The sequence below is a fragment of the Phytohabitans rumicis genome (assembly GCF_011764445.1).
Taxonomy (GTDB): domain Bacteria; phylum Actinomycetota; class Actinomycetes; order Mycobacteriales; family Micromonosporaceae; genus Phytohabitans; species Phytohabitans rumicis.
Genome location: NZ_BLPG01000001.1, coordinates 1,247,462 through 1,271,064 on the forward strand (window position 1 = coordinate 1,247,462; position 23,603 = coordinate 1,271,064).

The 23,603-nt window shown below is 70.9% G+C and carries 12 protein-coding genes and 2 pseudogenes; 4 read left to right on the plus strand and 10 right to left on the minus strand.

The window, feature by feature from the left end:
* Positions 1-2: 2 nt before the first annotated feature.
* From Prum_RS05215 to Prum_RS50910, 6 genes and pseudogenes are all read right to left on the minus strand, one after another.
* Positions 3-440, minus strand: a complete 438-nt coding sequence (locus Prum_RS05215; protein WP_173074428.1) for a hypothetical protein — start codon at positions 438-440, stop codon at positions 3-5.
* A complete protein-coding gene (locus Prum_RS05220; RefSeq protein WP_173074430.1) occupies positions 365-2,275 on the minus strand; it encodes a ComEC/Rec2 family competence protein in 1,911 nt (636 codons plus the stop codon). Before Prum_RS05220 ends, Prum_RS05215 begins: the two co-directional genes overlap by 76 nt.
* A gap of 2 nt (positions 2,276-2,277) precedes the next feature.
* Complete coding sequence (locus Prum_RS05225) at positions 2,278-4,710, minus strand: LamG domain-containing protein (RefSeq protein ID WP_173074432.1); 2,433 nt, start codon at positions 4,708-4,710, stop codon at positions 2,278-2,280.
* A complete protein-coding gene (locus Prum_RS05230; RefSeq protein WP_173074434.1) occupies positions 4,707-4,874 on the minus strand; it encodes a hypothetical protein in 168 nt (55 codons plus the stop codon). The genes Prum_RS05225 and Prum_RS05230 overlap by 4 nt, the downstream gene beginning before the upstream one ends.
* A 21-nt stretch (positions 4,875-4,895) precedes the next feature.
* Positions 4,896-8,861 (minus strand): hypothetical protein, encoded by a 3,966-nt coding sequence (locus tag Prum_RS05235; RefSeq protein WP_173072713.1) that lies wholly within the window; start codon positions 8,859-8,861, stop codon positions 4,896-4,898.
* A 334-nt stretch (positions 8,862-9,195) separates the two neighbouring features.
* Positions 9,196-9,413 (minus strand): annotated as a pseudogene (locus tag Prum_RS50910) (EAL domain-containing protein); the annotation flags it as partial.
* 120 nt (positions 9,414-9,533) lie between these two features.
* On the opposite strand from Prum_RS50910, the gene Prum_RS05245 reads away from it, so the two are divergent.
* From Prum_RS05245 to Prum_RS05255, 3 genes are read left to right on the plus strand one after another with little or no spacing between them, the layout of a single operon-like run.
* On the plus strand, positions 9,534-10,070 hold the full coding sequence (locus tag Prum_RS05245; RefSeq protein WP_173074436.1) for a substrate-binding domain-containing protein: 537 nt from the start codon (positions 9,534-9,536) through the stop codon (positions 10,068-10,070).
* Positions 9,986-10,438, plus strand: coding sequence for a hypothetical protein (locus Prum_RS05250; RefSeq protein WP_173072715.1), 453 nt, complete (start codon positions 9,986-9,988; stop codon positions 10,436-10,438). The genes Prum_RS05245 and Prum_RS05250 overlap by 85 nt, the downstream gene beginning before the upstream one ends.
* Positions 10,435-13,794, plus strand: a complete 3,360-nt coding sequence (locus tag Prum_RS05255; protein ID WP_173074438.1) for a tetratricopeptide repeat protein — start codon at positions 10,435-10,437, stop codon at positions 13,792-13,794. Before Prum_RS05250 ends, Prum_RS05255 begins: the two co-directional genes overlap by 4 nt.
* On the opposite strand, the gene Prum_RS05260 is transcribed toward Prum_RS05255, so the two are convergent.
* Entirely contained in the window at positions 13,791-17,234 is a 3,444-nt protein-coding gene (locus tag Prum_RS05260; RefSeq protein WP_173074440.1) for a tetratricopeptide repeat protein, read from the minus strand. The genes Prum_RS05255 and Prum_RS05260 overlap by 4 nt on opposite strands.
* Positions 17,235-17,301: 67 nt before the next feature.
* On the minus strand, positions 17,302-17,469 hold the full coding sequence (locus Prum_RS05265) for a universal stress protein (protein ID WP_246277659.1): 168 nt from the start codon (positions 17,467-17,469) through the stop codon (positions 17,302-17,304).
* 2,099 nt (positions 17,470-19,568) lie between these two features.
* Here Prum_RS05265 and Prum_RS50915 point away from each other — a divergent pair.
* On the plus strand, positions 19,569-20,822 hold the full coding sequence (locus tag Prum_RS50915; protein WP_173074442.1) for an MFS transporter: 1,254 nt from the start codon (positions 19,569-19,571) through the stop codon (positions 20,820-20,822).
* Positions 20,823-21,025: 203 nt separating this feature from the next.
* Here Prum_RS50915 and Prum_RS49260 read toward each other — a convergent pair.
* A pseudogene (locus tag Prum_RS49260) lies at positions 21,026-23,395 on the minus strand (AfsR/SARP family transcriptional regulator); the annotation flags it as partial.
* A complete protein-coding gene (locus tag Prum_RS05275) occupies positions 23,392-23,589 on the minus strand; it encodes an AfsR/SARP family transcriptional regulator (protein WP_173074443.1) in 198 nt (65 codons plus the stop codon). The gene Prum_RS05275 and the pseudogene Prum_RS49260, both read right to left, overlap by 4 nt.
* Between the last annotated feature and the right edge of the window lie 14 nt (positions 23,590-23,603).

Here is a 23,603-nt window from a genome sequence, read left to right on the forward strand (position 1 = left end):
GGCTAGCTGTGCGGAATGGTTATGTGCTCGCCGTTTTCGTCGTGGAACGCGACACGGAAGAGGGGGTCGTCCGCGATCTCCGCGGCCCTGACGCTGCTTACCGCGACCTTGATGGCGTCACGAACAGGTCCCTTGATCCCGGGGCTCGGCGGAACGCCCGAACGGACGAGCAACTCCTCGAGCGCGTTGTCGAGAGCGAACGCCGCCGAGCTGTGAACCAATGCGAAGAGCCCGGTGCACGCCATGACGCCCGCCATCGCGGCGACAGCCGGCTCCATGCCGCTCCGGAACGCGGCCCTGGCGGTGGTGGTTGCCGAATACTCGTCGCGGCCCGCCGCGACACTCGCGATCGCCACTCCAGCCGTCACGGCCTGGGCGACGGTGGCGCCCCCGAAGGCGACGGTGGACGCCGCCAGGACCGCCAAGGCGCCGTCGACCAATCCGCGGCGGCTCCTCTCGTCCCCCTCATCAATCTGGCGGCCGTCGCCGCCGCTGTCGCGGCGGTGATCGCATGTGGACCACCTAGCGCCGCGATCGCGTCGTGGACGCGCCCTTCGTAGGTGTTCTCCGGGTCCCGGACCGCGGAGATCATCGCGTCGACGGTCGCCTCGCCCAGCATCGCCGACAGCAGATCCTGCGCCGTCTGGTCGGGCCCGGCCAGGACCGTTTCGAGCGGGGTGCCTTCCGGGCGCGGCCAGGGACAGACCCACGCCGCCTTCGTGATGGCCTCCTCGACCGCCGCGAACGGAGCGCCGATGATCTTGCCGACCACGGCGCAGCTACCGTATAGGGTCATGTCGTCGGCGCACGAGGTGACGACCTGCTGAGGGACCTGGTCACCAAAAATTGAGGCGACCGCTCGGGTGACCGCCAAGGCGATCCGGTACTGCCGACCTTCGGGCGGGCGCAAGGACTCCTCTTGTGAGACCAGGACACGAATGTGCCCGGGCACGCTCGGGCCGCCAGCGGTGTGCGCATAGGGACCGCGCGCGTAGCTCTGGTTGTCGGAATATCTGAGCTCGCTCAGATATCGCCGAACCGGCCGATACACCGTCGGCGGGTAATAGAACCGGAATTCCTTCCGCTTCGAGATCTGGTCGTCGAATTTCTTGAAGCCGTCCAGAATTGGCATCGTGTCCTTGCCCAGGAAGCCACGGTTGCCACTGCCGAGCGCCACGATCGCCGCCGCCGGTCGAAGCCTCGACACGAAACTTCGCGAGGCGGTCGATCGAGGCACCCGGACGTACTCTCCAGACATGAATGAATGTGACATCTCGTCAGCTAGCCGCACTACGTGCACCCGTCCGCTCGCCGTGTCGGAAGGGTTGAGGAACTGCATCACGCCCGGTACAACCGCCGGATCAGCGCTGCGCAGATTGCGACTGCCTATCTCCTGGGCCGACTCAAGATCTCCGGCGATGAAGTAGCGAAAGTTGTTGAACTTGAGCACGAGGCCAAGACCCTTTGCTTTTTGGTTTTCGATTATCTTCAGTTGTCCTTCGTTTTGGAGGCCGCCCGCCTGATCTGAGCAGAACCGGCTGGTGCGGGGCCCAGGGCCAATCTGCGCTATCCACTTGTTTGCCGCTACGCAGGTCAAGGTAGGCGCGTAAGGCGCGTCTCGTGGCGGCGACTCCACCCGCCAGTCGCTGAGATCCCCATTACCCCACATCAGTTCGACACCGACGAGCCGGTCCGGCGGCATGAAGGTTTGATCGCGAGACTTGTCGGTCAGCTCGAAGGTTTTTGGGTCGCGGCTGATGCTCAACGTCGTCGGCGCGGGTAGAAGGACCTCGCCGGTCTGAGTTTTCAGGTTGACGATCTCGAAGCTGTTGACAAGCGAGGTGGCGTGACGGAAGGTCGACGGCATGCTCGACATAGCTTTTCGGTAGACCGTGTACGAGCTGTCGGATACCAACTTAGCGCCCTTTACGGCGGCCACTGTTTGCATTTCGCACATCGGATATTGCCAGCCCTGGTCGTATAGCGTGGCACCGTCGAGAAATCTGTATTCCGGCTGGCCGAACTTCTGTAGAATGGCACTGATTCCACCGAAGTAGTACTCGTCGAAGTGGGTAACGATGACGATGTCTATACGACTGATTCCTATCGACTGCAGATAGGTCGCCACAACGGGGGCGGACTCTGCGGAGCCACCATTGATCAAGACGGTGCGGCGTAGAGCAGGTGCTTGACCCGGGTCCCCGTACCGCGCGTCGATGACGGTGGCATTCCCTTGGTGCACGTCGATATGGTGAATCGTCAGGTCCCAAGGCATCGTCAGCTCCTAGTCCAGGCGATCCAGTTGATGCGGGCCTGGACGTTGACCTGTTCGATCCTCTTGTCCACCCGCAACACATGGACTGTCATCGACTCTCTTCGGGCACTCTGTACGGTGCACGAGTAGACCGCGCGCTCGCCGCTCGAGGCGAGCTCCACCGTGGCCACCACCACCGGTACGGTGAGAAACGCCATCGGGAATTCGACTGTCACCACCTCGAAGCCCGCCGGGTGGGGGATCCCCGGAGGGGTCGGGCTGGCGTTCAGCGTCACCGGTGTGCCGCCGGCCTGGATGTTCGCGAACGGCGTCGACATGGTGCCGACGGTCAGCCCGAGAACCGTGGCGCTGCCGTTGACGTACAGCCGGTCGCTCGGCGCCGGCGCCGCTGGGTCTATGTCGGTCTCGCCGATCCTGACGGTGCCGCCGTGCGGGTTGAGTACCAGCGGTCTCGAGCCGCCGCCCTGGATCCAGCCGTACCCACCGACGTGGCCGAGGCCCAGGTGGGCGGATTTCGCTGGCCCGACCATCAGCGCGCTGGTGCTGGTGCTGACGTTGCCAGGGCCCACGACGTGCAGGGCCGCGGCGGGCGTGTCGACGCCGACACCGACGTTGCCGGACGGCATGAGCAGCAGGTGGTCCTTGGCGCCGGCGCCGGTGCCGATCTGCAATGTGCTGGAACCGGTGGGGATGGCGCGGTAGCGGATCCACGCGCCCTCGTCGGTCGTACCCCGAGGGCTTTTCAGGAACAGGATGCCCGCTCTGGCGGTAATCCCTTCGGCCGGCATGATGGCGCCGCCCACGACGTGCAGCTTGGCCAGCGGGTCGGCGGTGCCGATGCCGACCCGCGTGTCGACCCCACCGGTGGCGGGGGTGACATCGCGGACGAGGAGCGCGGTCTTCTCGACGGTGAGGGCGAGGTGGCCGTCCCAGTACCCGGGGAAGTTCCGGTAGTGGATGAGCAGGCGCGTGGGTCCGGACGGGTGGCGACCGATGACCCTGTTGAGGGTGAGGAGCACGCTCTCCCCCGCGCCGAGGGCGATGCGGGTCGGTGAGGTGACCTCCCAGGTCGGCGTCTGGCCCTCTTCGGTGGGCTTGACGACGCTCCAGTCGGCTCCTTCGGCGGTGACGGAGAGCGCCGCCAGGTCAAGCGATCCCTCCTCGAACGCGAGCACCAGCGTCGACGGCGCCTCCTGCCCGCTCGGGGTCAGCGGGATCGGCGAGTCGGAGACGTTGGTGATCCGCAGCTTGACGTCGCTGCCGAGGCTACCGGTGGTGCCGGCCGACTCGGTGAGGACCGTGTGGAAGCTGGCGAAGTCCGCCTCCAGTGGGATGTCCTGCTGGCCGCGCCGGTTGACCAGGCTGAGGTGCTGGACGCTGCGGCCGGTCAGCGGCGCGGTCTCGCCGACGTACCCGAGGTTGAGGTAGCGCAACTGAACCCGGGTGCCGCGGGTGCCGCCGCGGCCGTCGCCACCGATATTCACCAGTCCGAAGTGGAGGGTCTGGTCGGCGGCGATCGATGTGCCGGCCGGGCCGGTCAGTGTGATGCGGTCTTTGCCGACCGCCGCGCTCCAGCCGGCCGGTGTCTCGACGATCAGCGGCTGGCCGGTGGTGGCGAGGATTCCGGGACGGAAGCTCAGCTCGAGGTGGGCGCCGCCGGCGGCGAGCACCACGTCCTGGCTGGCGGTGTTGGTGACCTCCAGGCTCATCCGGCCACCCGTCGCGTCGTCGACGATCGCGAGTACCGGCTGGGTGTCGCCGTCGTGCAGGCTGAAGGCGAGCGGATGGGTGCGCCGGAAGACCGCCATCGCGGCACGGTCGTCGTCCATCACCTCGCCGACCTCGGCGGCGGTCAGCGCGCGATCGTAGATCCGCAGGCCTGCGAGGCGCCCGGTGTAGCCGAGTTCGGCCAGCTTGGGCTCCGCCAGCGCGAGGCTGTACGTGGCGAAGCGGAAGGTGCCGGCCCTGCTCGCGGCGACCGGCTCACCGTCGAGGTAGCAGGCGAGCGCCGAGCCGTCGTACACCACGGCGACGTGCGTCCACACCCCGCGCGGCAGCGTCGGGGTGTGCTGCGTGCCGCCCCACACCCCGAGTTGTAGGCCACCGTTCGGATGGAGCAGCCAGTGGTGCGCGCCCGCGTTGGCCTGGCCGAGGTTGAGGAGCCAGGCACGCCGCGCCGGGTAGGCGTCGGCGAGCACCCAGCCGGTGATGGTGTGCGCCGGGTTGGCTCCGGTGGCCCGCGGGCGCACGTCCGACACCCGGACCGCGTCGTTGCCGTCGAAGCGCAGGCTGCTGCCGAAATGGTCATCCGCGACCACGGCCGGATTGCCGCCGACGGTGCCGTGCCGGGCGTGCGACGAGTTGTCGGCCACTCGGCCGCCGGTCATGGTGTCGAGGCGCAGGTGGATCAGCAGGCTCGCGTCGTAGCCGGTCACTGGGCCGGCTCCGCACTGTCGTCAGTGGACCGCAGCTGGTCGGTGGCCTGCCGCTGCACCTTGCCGATCAGCAGGTGGACCCGTGCGTACGGCAGCTGCCCCAAGGCCTCTAGCACCACGTTCGTCTCCTCCACGGTCAGCGCCAGCTGGATGTCTCGTGGCACGGCGTCTCCTCCGGTGTCCCGTCAGCCGGCGGCTGGCTCGGCCCGCAGGCCCAGCCAGCCGTCGCGCAGTTGCTGTGACGCGCTGTCGCCGGCGGCCGCCGCCGGCCCGATGCGTTCCGCGCCGAGATCGAGTAGGGCGCCGACGAGCGGCTCGGCGCCGACGAGCGGTGCCGGCAGGGCGCTCGCGCGCTGGTCGGCCGGCGTCAGCGCGGCCCGCGACGTGGTGCCGGGCAAGGGTTTGAGCCAGCCCGCGGCCAGCAACCGGTCCCAGGCCGGGTCGGCGATGGCGTCGGCGATCGCGGCCGACCCGGCAACCGGTGTGCGGACGGCGGTCGCGAGGAACGCCTCGATCGCCGGTGTCATGCCCGCGAAGGCCGGATCGAGCCGTGCGGCCGGCCGGTACGCGGGATCGGTGGCGAGAAACCCGTCCCCGCTCGGATACAGCCAGCCGATGTGCCGGTCGGTGAGGTGGTCCCAGATCCGGGCGGTGAGGGCGGTGACAAAGACGTCGCGGCTGATCGCCGGTGCCAGCGACACCTCGGACCAGGCGCCGGCCGACTCGGCGACCCACGACCAGGTGTAGCCGGGCTCGGCGGGCAGCGGCAGGTTGACCGACGCCTGGTCGGTGAGCAGCGGGCCGACCGGGAAGGTCACCTCGATCGCGGCCAGCGCCGCCGCGTAGTGCTCTCCCGGCAGGGTGATCGCCTTGACCGGCTGTACCCCGGAGGTCACCTGGACCTTCGCGCGCGGATCGACCAGCATCCGTACCACCAGCGGCGGGTCGTCGATCGCGTGCCGGATGTCGACCGGCCCGTCCGCCCAGGTACGGATCGCGGGGTGGCTGAAGGCCTGGTCGAGCGGCGTGTGGAACGTCGGGTCGCCCTCAACCCAGTAGCCGATCGTGCCGTCGTCGAGCTGGTCGAGCTCGCCGAGGCGGATCGGCACCTTCACCCCGGTGAAGCCGTCGGTGTCGCGGACGACTCGCTCCAGGTCGCGGCGCAACTGGTTCCAGCCCTGGTGGATCGCGGGCAGGCCGAGCAGCTGCAGGTCGAGCTGGGCCCGGACCACCGCGATCGGGCGGCCGACCAGCACGGCGAGCGTGGCGTGCTCGTCGACGCTCTCCGGCTCGATGTGGCCCAGCGCGGTGTCGAGCGCGTTCATGAAGTCGTCGAGGAAGGCCGCGCCCTGACCGATGACGTCGGTGACCAGGCCGCGCAGGTACGGGTTGGCGATCCGCTCCGGCGCCGGCACGCCGGTGCCGCCGGGGGCCGGCCGCCATCCACCGCGCCCGTCGATGCTGCCCAGCGCGGCACCCGTGTTGTCGTGGACGGTGAGGCTGGCGTCGAAGTGGTCGGGCAGCAGCCAGCCGCAGATCGGGGTGCTGGCCGGGTGCGTGGTGGTGGCGCCGTCGCGGTCGGCGGCCAGCCAGCGGAACGCGATCCGGGCCGGCTGGGTGATCCGCGGCGGCAGCCCGACGAGGTCCGGGTTACCCGGCACGGTGAGGCTCCGGGCCGGCAGTACGCCGTTCCAGTCGACGTCGCGGACCTGCCCGAACGTGTCGACCAGCCGCAGCCGCATCAGCCGCCACGCGCCGGTACGGATCGGCGCGAAGTCGTCGAGCGGCTGCGGGGCGCCGCGAACCCGGGTGCCGACCGCCGCCGCCACCGCCGCCGCGAGGGCGCGGTCTTCGTCGAAGCCGAGCGGGTCGCCGATCGGGAGCTGCTTGACCTGACGGTGCATCAGGAGCGCGTCGTTGAAGCCGCTGAGCGACTGTGCGAAGTAGTCGATGCCACTCACCTCGGCGAACGCCCGGACCGCGGTGGAGTGGTCACCCTTGGCGCCGTGCGTTCTCTGGTACCAGTCGAGCAGTTGGTCGGCGAGGATGGCGGGGTCGTCGGCCTGGGGCGTGCCGGTCGCCGCGTAGAACGCGGGCAGCACCTCGCGGGCCAGGTACTCGGCCAGGGCGCCGCGCAGCCGGTCACCGCCGTGCGTGGTCAGCAGCGACGTTCCACTGTAGACAGCGACAGCACCGGCCAGGCTCGGGTCGCCGGCGTCCAGGGCGAAGTCCGGACCGCCGCGCGGCAGGCCGCCGCCGGCGGTGAGGAAGTCTTCGTCGTAGCTGCCGTCCGCGGCGAGGTTTCCACCTCGGCGGCGGGGCCACGCCCCGACCTCCCACTCCAGCATGAACGGGTGCCACGGCCGGCCGTCACCGTCGCGGAACGCGATCGCGTCAGGTCCCGCCACCGAACGGAGGGTGTCGATGAGCACGGTGAGCAGCGCCGGGTCAGCCAGCGCCGCGTCGACCTTCTCGGCGACGACCGCCTGGCAGAGCAGCGTGCCGTCGGCGCTCAGCCGGCCGTCTCGCCCGTGCCGCTCGGTGGCCCGGACGTCCTCGCCCATCACGTGTACGACCGGCTCGGTGGGCTGCCAGAACCTCGGGCCCTCCAGCGGGGTCAGGGCGTAGCGGGTGCCGGACGCCACGAGCGCGTCCGTGGCGTTGAGGTCGGCGAGCGCGGTCTCGACCGCCAGCAGCGCGTCCCGGAGGCGGCTGGCGAGCGTGTCCGATCCCGGCCCCAGCGCGGCGGCGAGGTCGTCGACCAGGCCCAGGCTCTTGGTCTCCAGAAACGTCCGCACCTCGTCGATCGGCGGATAGGCCGCCGGATCCAGCGGGTACGAGCAGATCTGGTACTTGTACCAGTCGGCGAACAGCTGCTCGCGTGCCGCGTCGCACTCGGCGGCGACCGCGTCGTACTCGCGCTGCGCGGTGTTGAGCTCGTCGAGCAGGCCGGCGAGCCGGGCCGGGAGCGGCACCTCGGACGTGGCCTGCCCGCGCACCGCGTCGGCGGGCGCCGGAGCGCCGGCCGCGGCCGGGCCGACCGTCCACTGTCGCTCGCCGCGCCGGGGCACGAAGCCGCGCTCGTGCCGCGCCGTCGCGATGCGGGCCTCGACGTCGAGCAGCGCGCCGGTCAGGCGCGGCTCGAGCAGCACGGCCTCCAGCTCATGCTCGATCTCGAACCGCCGCGCAGGGTCCAGAGCCTGGGCCACCGCCACGGACACCGCCTCGGTAGCGGTGTTGCCGACCGTCACCGTCGCCGGGCCGGCCGGGTCGGCGGTCTCGCCCGCCACCCGCAACTCACCGCTGGCATAGCAGACCGTGCGCGTGGGGAACTGCTCGGCGACGGCGTCGACAGCCACGAACGCCCAGCGCGCATACTGCTCCAGCGTCTGCCGCGGCGGCGTGCCGGCGGCCGCGCTCTCGGCTTCGACCAGGCGCAGGAGATCCTGCGCCGGGTCCGCGTACCAGCCGGTCAGGTCGTAGCGCAGCCCTTCCGGCGGGTCAGCGCCGACCTCCGCGTCGTGAAAACCGAAGACGCTGTGGCAGTTCGGGTACAGCGCGGCGAACGTCGGATCGCTGTAGCCGCCGCTGGACGACTCGAACCCGATCGCTGTCAATTTCCCGACATACTCCGCCGCCGGATCCGCGACATTTGACAGCGATAGTGGCAGCACTCGCCCGAGATATCTGAATGGCCGAAATCGGCGCAGTTCCGGCGCCGACGGATAGGGCACGGCGACACCAAGGGTCTCGCCGAGTCCATCCGGATGAATGTAATCGCTTTCGACCACCCAGGCGCGTTCTGGGAGAATGCCGGTCGCGCGCCGGCGAATCAGCCACCGATTCGGCACGGCCGGGAAGACCGCGGCGCCGGGCTGCCCGGCGGCATCTCGGGCGGGTCCGGGCCGGGCCCTGGTCAGAGCGTCGGGCAGCGCCCAGTGCAGGTGGACACCGGCCTTGAGCAGGGCCGTCTCCTCCTGGAAGGGGCGGCCTACGATCTCCTCGCTGATCTGGGCGACGTCACCGTTGCGGTCGCTACTCTCATCGAGGTAGGGCAACCGGGAATAGTCGGCCGTCGAACGCACCACGACCCGGTCGGTCGGACAATACAGAAAGTCGAGATGGACAGGAACCAACAATACGCTGGTCATGGCCCTCCCTGATAAAGCGAGCGACTACAGACCGAGAACCGCATTGTGCACGATAGAATTTAGGCAGCCTTCGATTCACTTGGCAATCCCCCGGAAACGAAACTGTCGCCCACCCGGGAAAGGTCCGATCAGGGTGAGATCGGGTCAAACCCTGCCGGTGCAACTCCGCTAAGGACAAGGGGCGGCAGTGCGTCCGGAATGGACACACCGCCGTCAAAGGGTCAGTTCGACGGGTTGGCGCCATCCCAGATCCGAAGAACGCGTTCTTGATGGCCGCACGGGCCCGCACCCGCACATGCCTGGCCTCGGGCGGCGTCGACCAGCGACCGCAGCACCGCTGTTCCGCGGTCTCTACGCCTTCGGCGACGACGCGCAGGCCGAGGCGCTGACCGAGGTCGAGGTGGCTCTGACGATCGCGTCGGAGGCGTGCGCGTCAGCCATGGTCCGCACGAGGGAACGATCGATCTTGGCCTCGCTGACGGCAACCCGGGGCAGCAAGGCGAACGACGAGGGCCCGGTGCCGAAATCATCGACTGAGATTTGGACACCCAGCTCAACCGGGCTTGTCCTCACGAGCTGCACCACCAGCGATGACACACCCACGGCCGCGGCCGAGTCCGGACCGGTGGCGAGCCGTACCCCGGACGGGCCCTACCGGCCGGTCGCCAACCTTTGCCAGGCCCTCGACGCTTCACCGTTGAAGACGACGAACCCGCCGCTGGCCGGCACGGGCAAACACGTCGAGTCCGACGGACCAGGCCAGGCGAGCCGAAGCTGCACGCTGCCGTTGACCAGCGGCCGGCTGGAGGTCGTCGCGTTGCGCGATGCCGGCGCGTGCCCGAGGACATCGCGCGCGTCGGCGTGGACAACTGGCTGCCCACCGCGGAGGGCTGCCGCCCCGCGCTCACCAGCGTCGACCTCAACCTCCAACAGGTGGGCCGGAGCGCGGGCGCGCTGCTACTGGAGGCCATCCAGCGTGGCGAGACGGAAGCCGGCGTGCAAACCGTGCCCTGCCGGCTGGGTGGTACACGCCTCCTCCGCTCCAGCGGCCCGGCGTGTAGCCGACCCGACAGCGTCCGGGTGAGTCATGGTCCACGCTGGACTGGCGAGAAAAGGGGGCATGGATGCTGTCGGAGGCGCTTGCCGCGTTGGCGGCCAGCGGTGGCACGGCCCTGGTGGGCGCGATGGCCACGGACGCGTGGACGGTGACCCGGGCCGGCGTGAGCAGGCTGCTCAAGCATGTCGGCCCCGGGCGGCGGGACGCGATCGAGGCTCAGTTGGACGCCAACGTCGCGCTGGTCGAGCGGGCGCACGACCCGGAGCAGGCCCGCCAGGCGCTGGCACCGGTGTGGCAGCTGCAGCTGACCCAGCTGTTGGAGGAGCATCCGGAGCTCGAGACCGCGCTCGTGGACCTCACCACGGCCATCCAGGCGGCGTTGCCGGCCCAGCATCAGCAGTGGGTGCAGACGAACATCGCTCGCGACAACTCGCGCCTGTTCGCCGTGCAAGGAGGCAACGTCTTCTATCACGAGGCCCCGCCGCCCGCCGGGCAGGAGCGCCCGAGCAGTCCCGAATGAGCGGTCCCGGCGTACGGCAAGAGGTGCGCGTCGAGAGCGGCTTCGGCTACGGCGTGATCGGCGCGGATCTGCACGTGTTCGCCGACCGCGGTCCGGTCTACCTGCTCCAGGCCCACCGTCCCGCCCCGACCCCGGACACCGCGTGGCTGCTCGCACAGCCGAGTCGCCTGCTCGACGCCCGCTACGCCGTGGTCGACTTCACCGGCCGCGACGCCGAGCTGGCGCAGCTGTCGGACTGGCGGGCGACCGGGCCTCGGTTGACGGCCCGATGGCTGCACGCCGCCGGCGGGCAGGGCAAGACCCGGCTCACCAACGAGTTCGCGCGGCGATCCGCCGCGGCTGGCTGGAAGGTCGTCACCGCGGTCCACGGGGCCGGCACGATCTGGTCGCCACCCGGCAGCGAGGACCTGCGGCTCGGTGACGCGGCGGGCCTGCTGGTGCTCGTCGACTACGCGGATCGATGGCCCCGCTCCGACCTGGCCTGGCTCTTCAGCAACGTCCTGCTGCACCAGCCCGTACCGACCCGGTTGCTCCTCGTCGCCCGCAGCGTCGACCCGTGGCCGCTGCTGCGGGCCGATCTGCACCGGCATCAGGCCGACACCACTGACCAGGCACTGCGAACGCTGCCGCGGGTCGAGGGCGAACGCGAACGGATGTACACGGTCGCGCTGGACGCCTTCGCGGCCCGGTACGGGAACGGCCAACCCGCGCGAGCCCTTCCGCCCGGTCTGCTGGACGACCCGGAGTACGGCCTGACGCTCGCCATCCACCTCGCCGCCTTGGTCCGCGTCGACGCCGCGGCGAACAGCCGGCCCTATCCCGCCGACATCGTGGGGCTCACCGCGTACCTGCTGGACCGGGAGCGTGAGCACTGGGCCAAGCTGTACGCCAACAGCGCGCACGGGTCGGACTTCCGGACCCCGCCCAGCGTCATGGCGCGGGCGGTCCAGGTCGCCGTGCTGACCGGCTCGATGCCGCACCGCGAAGGACAGTCGATCCTGGGTCGCCTCGACCTGGAGGTGCGGCCCGAACGGCTCCTCAGCGACCACGCCATCTGCTACCCGCCGATCGACCCGCGCCAGGGCGCCGTACTCGAGCCGCTCTACCCGGACCGGCTGGCGGAGGACTTCCTCGCGCTGATGCTGCCCGGCCACGACCTGGACGGTCATCCGGCCGACCCGTGGGCCGCCACCGCGACCACCGACGTCCTCGCCGGTGGCTCGCCGCCCGGGCACCTACCCCGGGCGATCACCTTCCTGGCGGCCGCGGCTGGCCGCTGGCCGCACGTCGGCGCCGCGCACCTCTACCCGCTGCTGCTCGACAACCCCCGGCACGCGGTGTCCGCCGGCGGTGCCGCTCTGACGAGCCTCGCCCAACTGCCCACCATGCCCATGGAATTGCTGGAGGCCATCGAGTCCCTGCTGCCCGAGACCCGAGACGTCGACCTGGACGCGGGCATCGCCGCGGTCGCCTCCCGGCTCGCCGCCGAGCGACTCGGCTGCGACCCGGACCCCGTGGACCGGCTGCGCATCCAGTGGGATCTGAGCATCCTGCTGTCCAACGCGGGCCGGGACCCGGAGGCGCTGGACGCGATCCAAGCGGCGGTCGCCGTCGCTCGGCAACTGGTGGAGGGCGGCGGGACCGGACTCGAGCCCGACCTCGCCGGCTCGCTGACCATCCTGGGCGGTGCCCTGGCCCGGCTCGGGCGCTGGGAAGAGGCGCTCGACGCGGCCACCGAGGCGGTCGCGATCCAGCGGCGGCTGGCGGCGCGGACCCCGGCCGCGTCCGGGCCGGAGCTTGCCACGTCGCTGCACAACCTCAGCATCGCTCTGGCGGCGGCCGGTCTGCGGGAACGGGCCGTCGAGGCGGCCGAGGAGGCCGTCCGGATACGCAGTCAACCGGACGCCACCGACGACGAGGAACACGCCGCCGGGTCGCTGGACAACCTCCGGGTACGGCTGATCGACGTCGGGCGGCTGGACGAGGCGCTGGCGCTGGCCGAGGACGCGGTGGCCGCCCACCGGGACCTGGTCGCGGCGGCCCCGGCCGCCTTCGGGCCCGATCTCGCCCGCGCCCTGTCGAACCACAGCGTCCTGCTGACGAAGATCGGGCGCCACGAGGACGCGGTCGCCGCGGCCGAGGAGGCGGTCACGATCTGCCGAGGGCTGGCCGCGGCGAACAAGGCCGCGTTCGAGGTCGACCTGGCGACGGCCTTGACCAACCTTGGCAACGCGCTGTCCGGTATGGGAGAGCGGGACCAGGCATGGGAGACGACCAACGAGGCGGTCGAGATCTACCGGCTGCTCGCCCAGGGCAACACCGGTCTCGAAGCCAACCTGGCCCTGTCCCTCTCCAACCTCGGAAAGCAGCTGTCCGACATCGGGCAGCAGGAAGCGGCGCTGGCCGTCACCGAGGAGGCGGTCGAGATCCGCCGGCGGCTGGCGGCGGGCAACCCGGCCGCCCACCGGCCGGGCCTGGCCACGTCGCTGGATCATCTGGGCAAGCGGCTGCTGTCCGCGGGACGCGTCGGGGAAGGCTTGGCCGCCTCCGACGAGGCCGTCGAGATCCGCCGGACGCTCGCCGAGGACAACCCGGGCGCCTTCTCGGCCGACCTCGCGAACGCCCTGACCAACCAGGGCACCCTTCTGTGGGGACTGGGGGAGCGGCGGGACGCGCTGGAGGTGACAGAGGAGGCCGTCGAGATCCACCGGGAGCTGGCCGCCGAGGGCCGGACCGCCAGCGCCTCGGACTTCGCCGCCGCGCTGACCAACCTCAGCGGCATGCTGTCCGGGCTCGGGGAGGTCGAGGACGCGCTCGACCTGGCGTCCGAGGCCGTCGCCGCCTGCCGCCAGCAAGCCGAGATCTCTCCGGCCGCCGCCGCTGCCGGTCTGTCCGCCGCGCTGACGAACCTCGGTCTGGTGCTCGCCTTCGCCGGCAGGCACAGCGAGGCGCTGGCCGCGACCCAAGAGGCGGTCACGATCCGCAGGCGGCTGGCCGCCGAGAGCCCAGCGGTCTTCGAGCCGGAGCTCGCGGCCTCGCTGACCAACCTCACCGCCGACCTGATGGCCTTCAGTCGGCCGGACGAGGCATTGACGAGCATCGAGGAGGCGGTCCACATCTACCGGCGGCTGGCAGGGGCCGGCCATGCCAGGTTCGCATCCGGCCTCGCGACCTCGCTGATCAATCTGTGTATCACCTTGTGGACCATGGGTCGTCACGAGGCCGCGCTCGGTGCCGGCACCGAGTCGGTCGAGGTCTACCGCGATCTCGCGCGGCAGTCGCCGGCGGCCCACAGCGATGGCCTACGGCAGGCACAGGCGATGGTCGCCGACCTGCGCACCCGGTGGACCGGCTAACCGGTCGTTCCACCGCGGATGCGGCGCAGGATCAGGCGTACGACAGTCCAGGGAAGGGCCACGACGAACACCACGGCGACGACCACGGCAATCACGAGGCCCACCAGGATCGTGACGACGACCATGACCGGACCGGACGTCAGCCCCAACCGGTCCATGATGGACGGACGCAGGCCGTAGCGGCTGAATCGCTTGCGCACCTTGGCCTGTACCACGGGCGCCAGATGCAGCTGGCTCTCCAGCAATCGGACCGTTTTCAGCTCCGCTTTGAAGACGTACGGTGCCTGCTGGACGAGTTGCTTGTACTGCGCGATGGCCTCCCGCACGCTCTGCTCGCCCGCGGCGAAGTCGCCGCTCTGGCCCTGCGCCGCGGCCTGCACGGAGAGGGCTCGGGCGAGCGCCGGTTGGTAGAAGGCCGGTGCGCGCTCGGTCAGGCGCCGCAGCAGCGCCACCAGCGTCTCGGCGACGTAGACGGCCGTGGCGGCCTGCCCCAGCCCGAGGTAGTTCGCCGCCTCGTTGTTCAGGACGCCCGCGAGCCGTGGCTCGTACAGTTCCGGTTCGGTCTCGGCGAGCGTCCGGTAGATGCGGGACGCCTCGTCGAGGGGGTCCTCGGCCGCCACGGGGTCGCTCCGCGCCAGGATGCTGCCGAGGTTCGCCAGGGCTGCGGCGAGATCCGCCGGGTTGCCGCCCTGCCGCAGCGCGGCAACGGTCGCCCCGGCCTTGGCGATCGGGTCATCCGCGTCGGCCAGCCGGTCCCGGATCGAGGCCGCTTCGCGCTGTGGAGCCGGCGCCTGGCGGGCGCGGCCGAGGTTCTGCAGGGTCGTGGCGTGGTTCTCCAACGACGCCGCCAGGTCGGGCAACCACGAGGGGTCGGTCTCGGCCAGCGGGCGCCGGAGCGCGACCGCCTCCTCGATGACAGCCAGCGCCTTGCGGTTCTGGCCCACGGCCGACAGGGCGGCACTATGGTTGTTGAGCGCCTTGGCCAGCCCGCCGAGGTAGGTGTCGGGCCGGTCCGCGGCCAGCCACCGAAAGACCTCGGCGGCCTCGGCGGTGAACGCGAGAGTCTGCTCCGGCTGGGTGGGCGGCAACGCGCTGGCCAGGTTGACCAGGACCAGGCCGAGGAACTGGCGGTTGGCCGCCGGATTCGTCCCCATCAGGTCGCGCAGCCTGGCCTCGGCCTCCCGCAGCACCGTGACCGCCTCGCCGGCGTGGCCCAGCGTGTGCAGCCGCATGCCGAGGTTGTTCAGGGCCAAGGCCAGCGCCTGCTCGTACGCGTACGGGTTGGTCTCGGTGAGCCGGCGGCGGATGCCCACCGCGTCCCGGCTGACCGCCAGAGCCTCGTAGTGGTTGCCCTTCGCCGCGTAGGCGTTTCCGAGGTTGTTCAGGGACGTGGCGAGGTCCTGCAGGAACGTGTCGGGATCCCGCTCGGCGAGCCCGCGCCGGATCGCCACGGCCTCCAGAGCCGCGGCGAGGCACTCGTCCCGCCTGCCGATCTCCAGCAGCCGGATGGTCAGGCTGTTGAGCGCGCTCGCCAGGTCCGGGAGGTACCGCCGCTGGTCCGCCTCGACGAGCCCGCGGTAGATGGCCACGGCCTCCTCGGTCTGGGCGAGCGCCTGTGCCATCCTGGTCGGCTCCGGTCGGGTGGACTCCCGGCCCAGCAGGTGCAGCGCGTCGGCCAACCGTGGTCTGTGGACGTCGCCGTCCCGGTCGGCCAGGTCGCGGTAGATGTCCACGGCCTGCGCGACGGCCGCCTCCGCCTCGACCCGCCGGCCGAGCCCGCTGAGCGCCCGGCTCCGCTCGTACGCGCCGGCGGCCGCCACCGCACCGCGCCCGTCGACCAGCGCCGTGACCCGCGTCGCCGCATCCAGCGCCGGCTCGAACAGGCCGGCGTTGACGTACCGGCGGGCAAGCGTCACGAACAGGGCGGCGAGCGGCTCGCCGGTCATGCCCGACGCGGTCGCCTGGTCGGCGCGGCGCCGCGCGATCGCCGCGAGGCCCAGGTCCAGGTCGGCCTGGGCGCGTTCGGGCAGCAGCGGGTCGAGCGCGGCCAGCACAGCAGGGTCGAGATCGTCGATGTCGGCCAGTGCGCCGAGGGTGGCGCTGCCGCCGGTCAGCGCCAGCTCCGGCGCGTCGCGCAGCACCACGGCGAGGTGCTCGGCCACATGCGGCCAACGCCCGGGCGCGGCCGCCGCTGCCAGGAACGTCAGCGCCCGGCCGGCGTACGTCGTCGCACCACCGTGTACGAGCGTCGCCATGGTGGACGGCGCCCACGGTCTCGACTGGTACCCGTGCGCCGGGTGGCCCGGGAGCGTCAGCGCCAGGAAGTCCTCGGCCAGCCGGTCCGGGTACAGCGGTTCCAGCACGGTGGCGGGCTCGGTCGCGGGGTAGCAGCGCGCGTGGTCGGCCAGCAGGGCGTCCGGGTGGCCGGGCAGGTCGAGCGAGCGAAGGATCTGGACCCCGCTGTCGTACGCCGTGGCGCCGGTGAGCGCGGCGGTGAACACCAGCCGGGTCATCTCCGACGGCGCGGTGCCGAACTCCAGACCGTCCACTCTGGACTCGTGCAGCCGGGTCCAGTGCCGGTGCTCGCGATCGAGCAGGTACGCCGACAGCGCGGCCGGGTCGCCGGCCGCGGCGTCGCCGGCTGTGCCACCCTGCCGGGCGCCGGCGTCCACGGCGACCAACGCCGCCATGTGCACGGTGAGAGTCAACCCGAACTCGGGATCGTTGAGCCGTGCCGGCACGGCGACGGTCTCCGGCGCGATGCCGTACCGGCCGGCGAAGGCGTCGCGGGCCGCCAGGAACATGCGCTCCCGGTCGGCCGGCAGCGGCCCGAGCGGCAGATCATGGACGGAGCCGTCGAGCTCCTCCACCGAGGATCGCACCGCCTGCCAGGCGTACGCGGAGCGGGCCAGCAGGAGCAGCCGCGTCGGCACGCCCCGGTGCAGGATCGCGTTGCTCATCAACCAGGCCAGGTGAGTCAACGGCCACCGGTCGGCGTAGTCCACGACCATCAGCAGGCCGGCCGCGCCATCCAGGGTCAGGTCCTGGCTCCCGGGCGGCGGGATCACCGTACCCGGCCCGTGCCGGGTATCCACCACCTTCCACCCGGCGGCGGCGCTCAGGTCCGCGAACTCGGCGGCCAGCCGCGTCTTTCCCGCTCCGCCCGCCCCATGCAGCCACATCGCGGACATCCCGCGGCCGTCACGCCACCGGCTCAGCCGGGCCAGTTCGTCGTCGCGCCCGCGGAACGGCACGATCCGATGCCGGGCGTTGAGCAGCCGGCTGGGCTGCTCGGGCAGCCAGGCGGGATCCGACGGGGGCGCCGGCTGGTGACAGGTGAGGACGTACACCGGACCGCGGTCCGCGAAGACGTGCAGATCCGCGCCGATCAGGCCGTACCCGAATCCACTCTCGACCTTGACGACCTGGGTGACCGACACACTGACCTCCCACGGCGCGGGTCGGCCCCGGCACGCCGCCAACAGCCTATCGGTCCGGGACGAGCCGTTAGCCGCCGTGCCGCGGACCCGGCCGAGGTGGCAGGGTGGCGAGGTCTGGCGGCTGATCGGGCCAGACCAGCAGGACGCCGCAGGGCGCGTGGTCGATCACGAACCGGGTGTGCGGGCCGAGGCTGCGCGGACCGAGCCGGCTGCGGTCGCCGTCCCGGGCCAGCACGAGCAGGTCCGTGCCGGCGCAGGCGGCGACGACCTCTCGTTCGGGATGTCCGTGGCGGGCGGGAGTGGGCGGTCTGCGTTGATATCGAGGCGTCTCGCCGACCCAATAAAGAAGGCCAGCTGAGCTGGCCTTTCACAAAGTCGGGACGGCCGGATTTGAACCGACGACCCCTTGACCCCCAGGGGGTACTCCGGTGGCCCAGCGGCATGCTCACGCACGTGTGCCCAGGTCACTGCAAGCATAAACCGGCCGCGTAAAGAGGTCGTTGCATCACTCCCCCGGCTGTGATCAGCTGAGCTGCTCGGTGAGTGCGTCGCTGAGTTGCTCGACGCCAGCCTGGGCGCGTACATCGGACGGGGAGGCGGCGGCGAGCGTCGAGGAGGATTTCCGGGCCTGGCCACCGCAGTGGTGTCTATTCCATCCTGCCAGAGCTGCCCGGCGGCTGGGCCGGGAGGGGACGGAGGCCGCGCGACGGCACTTGGGCTCCGGTGTTGTCACTTCTTTGGGATGAGGCAGACCGGGTGGCCCTAGATGGTCCACACGGAACAGCCGTTCAAACCAACCGTAGGGGCGGAGCGGGTCGGTGCGCCGCCCTTCTGACGTTCGCGTGTCGAGATCGCATGTCGGGTATGCGCAGGATGTTGCCCCTGACTAGAGACCTTTCGGGGTCAGGTTCAGAATCAGGATCGAGTTCTGAGCTGCCGCGGCGCTCGTCGCGGTCCGGGCCGTCGCTCCCGCGGCCGCATCCTGCGCGGTCCACAACCATCCCCGAGATGGACCTCACAGCCCGTGACGCCGTCACAGGGCAGGTTGGTTTCTGGGCCCCATACCTCACAGTCATAAATATGCCTCTCAGGTATGGGGCCTAAAACTAGTCTCTAGAACGGAAGCAGAGCAAAGACCGCGACGCACACCACCGTCCCCGGGCGGGGCTCGGTCGTTGTCCTTGGGTCTTGTGCGGCGGGGCTGGCAGCGCTGGTCGGGGGTTTCGGCGAGCGCCAGCGAGCCGCCGACCTGCGCGGTGCCCGCGGGAGCATGCGGCCCGCAGGTGACGCGGGCCGGGGCATATCTGCTCGGACAAACCACAACGCCGCCTGACCCCAAACCCAAAACGTCTCTAGATGCGGCGGTCACCGTCGTGGCGGTGAGCCATAGATCCAACGGGGATCGATCCTGCCACGGCGTGCCCCGACGCGTCGTGGGGTTGGGGTACGCGCGGTCGCTGCCATCGAGGTAAGCGTTGAACTCGCTGCGGGCTAGACCGAGGGCGTGGCGGGCCATGGTGGGGCTGCTGGCGCGACCAGACCGCGAACACCACCTCACCAACGTGGCCCGCCGCTTCGCCGCCGACCTCCAAGACACAGCCTGGGCACGACATGCCGCGACGCCTGCACCAGACTGGGCCACCGGGTCGGCGTAACGAAGCAACCTCGGCCGACGACACCGCTCAACAAGGCTGCCGAACCCAAACATGCGATGGACACGGCTCGGCCGGACGATCGCGCCGCCGTCCGCCAATCGCTGACCTCCGGCGGTCGTCGCCTGTCAAGTACCAAGCACCGCGGCTGGCAACCCGAACCGGGAAACGTTCCTCCGGCGCGACACGCCCGGCTAAACATTCGCCCTTGAACGACGCGGGCGGCGAGTCAAGGATCTTTCAAGGTTTTCGCCGTGATCACGTTGACACATTGGAACTTGTCGCCGGCTCCCGGTTCGCTTAGGGCAGCGTGTGAGGAGTGAACAGATGACTATTAGCAGCAACACGGACGGTTGGAGAGGCGGGCAGGAACCCACCCGCGAGGCTCCCCCGCTCACCTCATGCCGGTGCTCCGGGAGTTGCTGGCCGGAACCCTCGACGTCACGGCCAGCCGGCGACTCAACATGTCGCCCCGCACGTTCAACCGGCGGGTAGCCGAACTGCTGCGGTATCTGGGGCAAGCACCCGATTCCAGGGTGGAGTGCAGGCCGTGGCGCGAGGCTTGGCGCCCGTACCGCACGGACGTGCGGCGGGCCATCAGCCGGGACGGGGCACGTCTGGTGGCGGGGCCCGCCCTCCGGAACGGCCGCCGACGAGCCGCGGGAGCTGAGAGAGGGATCGCGTGAGCCCAGCGCTCGGCCCGCCCCACCTGCTCGCCGATCGACAGTTCAGGCGGTACTGGATAGGGCAAGGCGTCTCCCAACTCGGCGACGAAGTATCGCGCGTGGTGATCCCGCTCGCCGCCGTCCTTGCCCTGCAAGCGGACGCGACGGACATGGGATGGCTCACCGCGGCCGCGCTGTTGCCGGCGCTGCTGTTCTCGATGCCGCTGGGCGCGTGGGCCGACGGCCGAGCAAGCCGGCGCCATATCATGATCGGTACAGATCTCGGCCGATTCCTGGCCCTGATCTCCCTTCCGGTCGCCTACTACCTCGACCTGCTCACCTTCGGTCACCTGGTCGTCGCGGCCTTCGCGATCGGCATGCTGGACGTGCTCTTCGACGTCTGCGAGAACACCGTCTTCGCTTCGCTGGTTCCGGCCGACCGCTACGTGCTCGGCAGCTCGCTGCTCAACGGCAGCCGCGCCCTAGCGGTCGTGGCCGGGCCTGGCGTGGGTGGCCTCCTGGTGCAGCTCGCGGCGGCCCCGGTGGCTCTGCTCGCGGATGCGCTGAGCTATCTCGTGTCGGCAACGCAGCTCTGGCGCGTGTCGGCGGTCGAACCGCGACCGCCCGCACGGGAACAGAGGCACTTCTTCGCCGGGGCGGCGTGGATCATCGGCACCCCCGGCATCCGCTCTCTTCTCGCCACAGTCGCGTCGATGAACTTCTGCAACTTCATCTTCCAGGCGCTGTTCATGCTCTACGTGACGCGGGAGCTCGGCGTCGGCGCCAGCACGCTCGGCCTGGTCATCGGCGCGGGAGCCGTCGGCGGGCTGTTCGGCGCGTTCGGCGCCGGCCGGGTGGTCGCCCGGCTCGGCATCGGGCGTGCGACGGCCCTGGGGTTCCTCGGATACACCGTGCCCCTGGTGCTTGTCCCAGCCGCCGCCGGACCGCGGCCGTTGATTCTCGCGATGCTCTTCCTCGCGCAGTTCCTCTCGTCGTGCGGGGTCATGATCCTTGACATAGCCGCCAACGCGTTCAAGGTCGCCCTCATCCCGGAACGGCTGCGCGCCCGGGTGTCCGGCGCCTGGCAGACCACGAACTACGGCGTCCGCCCGCTCGGCGCCCTCACCGGTGGTTGGCTCGGCACGACCATCGGGCTCCGCCCGTCTCTGTGGATCGGCACAGTCGGCGCCGTGCTGGGCATCGTGTGGTTGCTCCGCTCGCCACTGATCCGCGTACGCGAGGTCACCGTCACTGCCCCCGCAACGCTCTGACCCGGGTCAATCGCGTGCGGCGTCGATCCTGGCCTCGGCCCGCTCGGCGTCGCTCGCCCGGTGTTGCCCCGGTAGAGCAGCGCCGCACGCTCCCAAGCCTCCCGGGCCTGGAACATCTCGCCTAGGGCCGCGTGCGAGTCTCCGATCCGGACCAACGTGTCCGGCTCCTGGGTGGCGTTGCCGACCACATTGCGCAGCCGAGTGGCCGAGCGATAGTAGGCGATCGCCTCGCGGTGCCGTCCCATGTGGTGGGCGATGTAGCCCAGACTGTCCAGGGCGGCGGCCTCCCCGTCACCGTCCTCGTTCTTGCGGAACAGCTCAAGGGCCTGCTCGCCGTGGAGCAGTGCCTTCTCGTCCTGATCGAGCTGGGCCAGACACCAGGCCACCCCGTTGAGCGCATTGGCCTCCCAGGTCGGGTTGCCGACGTCCTGGTACATCGCCAGGGCGCGCTCGGTGTGGTGCAGCGCCATCTCGGGCTCGCCCCGGCGGGAGAGGAACCAGCCGAGCGACTGGTGCACCTGGCCCTGTGAGGCGGTGTCGCCCGTCTCCTCGAACAGCACCAGCGACTCGCGCAGCTGGTCGAGAACGCCGTCTCGTTCACCGGCGTGCGCGCGGGCGTACGCCAGGCGCCAGCGCGCTATGGCGCGGGGCGTCGGGTCCGCCACTCGCTCCGCGGCCTCGAATCCGGCCTCCCAGATCTCGACGCCGCCCGCGAGGCGGCACTGCCGCCAGCAGTACGTGTCCAGCGTCCAGGCCAACTGCCAGGTCGTGGCATCCCAGGCGTGTGCCGCGCAGAACCGAAGCGTGGCGAGCAGGGCGGAGTACTCGGCGGCGAACCAGGCCAGCGCCTCCGCCCGATTCGTCACCGCCGGGAGCGCAGCGCCATCGTCCGAAGGGGACTTCAGGTCGATGGTCAAGCGATGGGGATACAGCAGGCGGTCGGCGGCGTACGAACCGCGCAGGTAGAACCCGACCAGGCGACGCATGGCCGCGTCCCGCCCGTCCGCCGGCAGGTCGCGCTCGGCGACCTCCATCGCGTAGAGGCGAACGAGGTCGTGCATGCGGTACCTCAAGGGAGCGTATTGCTGGACCAGGTGGGCCATTTCGAGGGCGCGCAGCACGGTGCGGGCGCCCGGAATCGGCAGCCCGAGGAGCGCGGCCACCGCCGGCAGGCCGATGCTCGATCCGGGGGCCAGTCCCAGCAGTGTGAAGGCGCGCGCGGCAAACGCGGGCAGGGCGCGATAGGACGCGGCGAAGACGGCGCGTACGTCGGCGCCGGAGGCACCGGCGTTCAGCGCGTCCAGCCGGCCGCACTCCTCGTTCAGCTCCTCCGCGAGCAACGCGAGCGGGAACTGCGGGTGCACCGTGGCCCGGGCGGCCAGGATGCCCAGAGCCAACGGCAGGCCCCCGCAGTGTTCCAGCAGGGCCGACACGGTGTCCTTCTCGGCGGCCGCGCGCACGGCGCCGATCCTGCCGATGAACATGCCGCGCGCCTCCTCGCGCGAGAGCATGTCCACGGTCAGGGTGCGGGCCCCGTGGGTGACCGCCAGCCCGGTGAGCTGGTTGCGGCTGGTCACCAGGACCGTGCAGGCCGGGCCGCCGGGCAGCAGCGACGTCACGGCGTCCCCGTCCCGGACGTCGTCCAGGACGATGAGCATGCGCCTGCCCGCCACGAGCGACCGGTAGAGGGCCGCCCGGGCGTTGTCGTCGGACGGAACGGCCGTGGGCTCGACGCCGAGGGACTCGAGGAAGTTCCGCAGCACGGCGGACGGGGACAGGTGCTCACGTGTCGGGCTGAAGCCCCGCAGGTTGGCGTACAGCTGCCCGTCGGGGAACCGGTCCAGGCGCTGGTTGGCCCAGTGCAGCACCAGGCAGGTCTTTCCGGCACCGCCCGTCCCGACGACGGTGATGACCGCCTCCCGGGTCTCGTCGTCAATGCGGTCCAGCTCGGCCAGCTCGCGGGCCCGGCCCTCGAACCCCGCGGGCGACATCGGCAGCTGGCGCGGCACCGGTGGCGCGACGGCGACGGACACGGGCGGCGAGGACAGCAGTTCCAGATGGCGTGCCCGCAGCTCCGGACCGGGATCGACGCCGAGCTGCTCGGCGAGCTGGGAGCGTACCTGCTCGTACAGTCGCAGCGCGTCCGCCTGTCGACCGCTGCGATCCAGCACCGTCATCAGCCGGGCCACCAGTCGCTCGTCGAAGGGGTGGCTCGCGACGAGATCGCGCAGGTCCGGCAGCAGATCCTCATGCCGTCCCCGATCCAGCTGCAGGTCCTGGTACAGCAGGTGTGCCATGACCCGCTCGTCGTCCAGCTGCGCGCGGGTCCGCTCGGCCCATATCCCGGACACGCCGGTGAGCGAGTCCCCCTGCCAGAGCGCGAGCGCCTGCCGCAACAGCACGCTGCCGCTCTCGTCGCCGGCGGCATGCCCCTCCTTCACCAGCCGGCGAAAGCGGTGCAGGTCGACCCTTTCGGGCGCGACCCGCAGGAGATAGCCGCCCGCCTGGCGGACGAGCGCGACATCGTCCGCCTCGGCGCGCTGCGACTGGAGGACACCGCGGAGGCGGGTCACATAGCTGTACAGGGTGCTGCGGGCCGCACCCGGCGGCGAGTGCCCCAGACCCGGTCGATCAGCTGCTCGGCCGGGACGACCGAGCCCGCCTCGACCAGCAGCACGGCCAGGACGCACCGCTGTCTCGGCGGCCCCATGTCCACCTGATGATCGCCCACGGTTGCGGCGACCGGGCCCAGCACCTGGAACTCCAATTGCTGTCCTCAAC

Excerpts from the sequence above, each read along its gene's own strand:
- Prum_RS05250 (WP_173072715.1), top strand. The coding sequence starts at position 9,986 with ATGCTGTCGGAGGCGCTTGCCGCGTTGGCGGCCAGCGGTGGCACGGCC.
- Prum_RS05235 (WP_173072713.1), bottom strand. The coding sequence starts at position 8,861 with ATGACCAGCGTATTGTTGGTTCCTGTCCATCTCGACTTTCTGTATTGT.
- Prum_RS05220 (WP_173074430.1), bottom strand. The coding sequence starts at position 2,275 with ATGCCTTGGGACCTGACGATTCACCATATCGACGTGCACCAAGGGAAT.
- Prum_RS05255 (WP_173074438.1), top strand. The coding sequence starts at position 10,435 with ATGAGCGGTCCCGGCGTACGGCAAGAGGTGCGCGTCGAGAGCGGCTTC.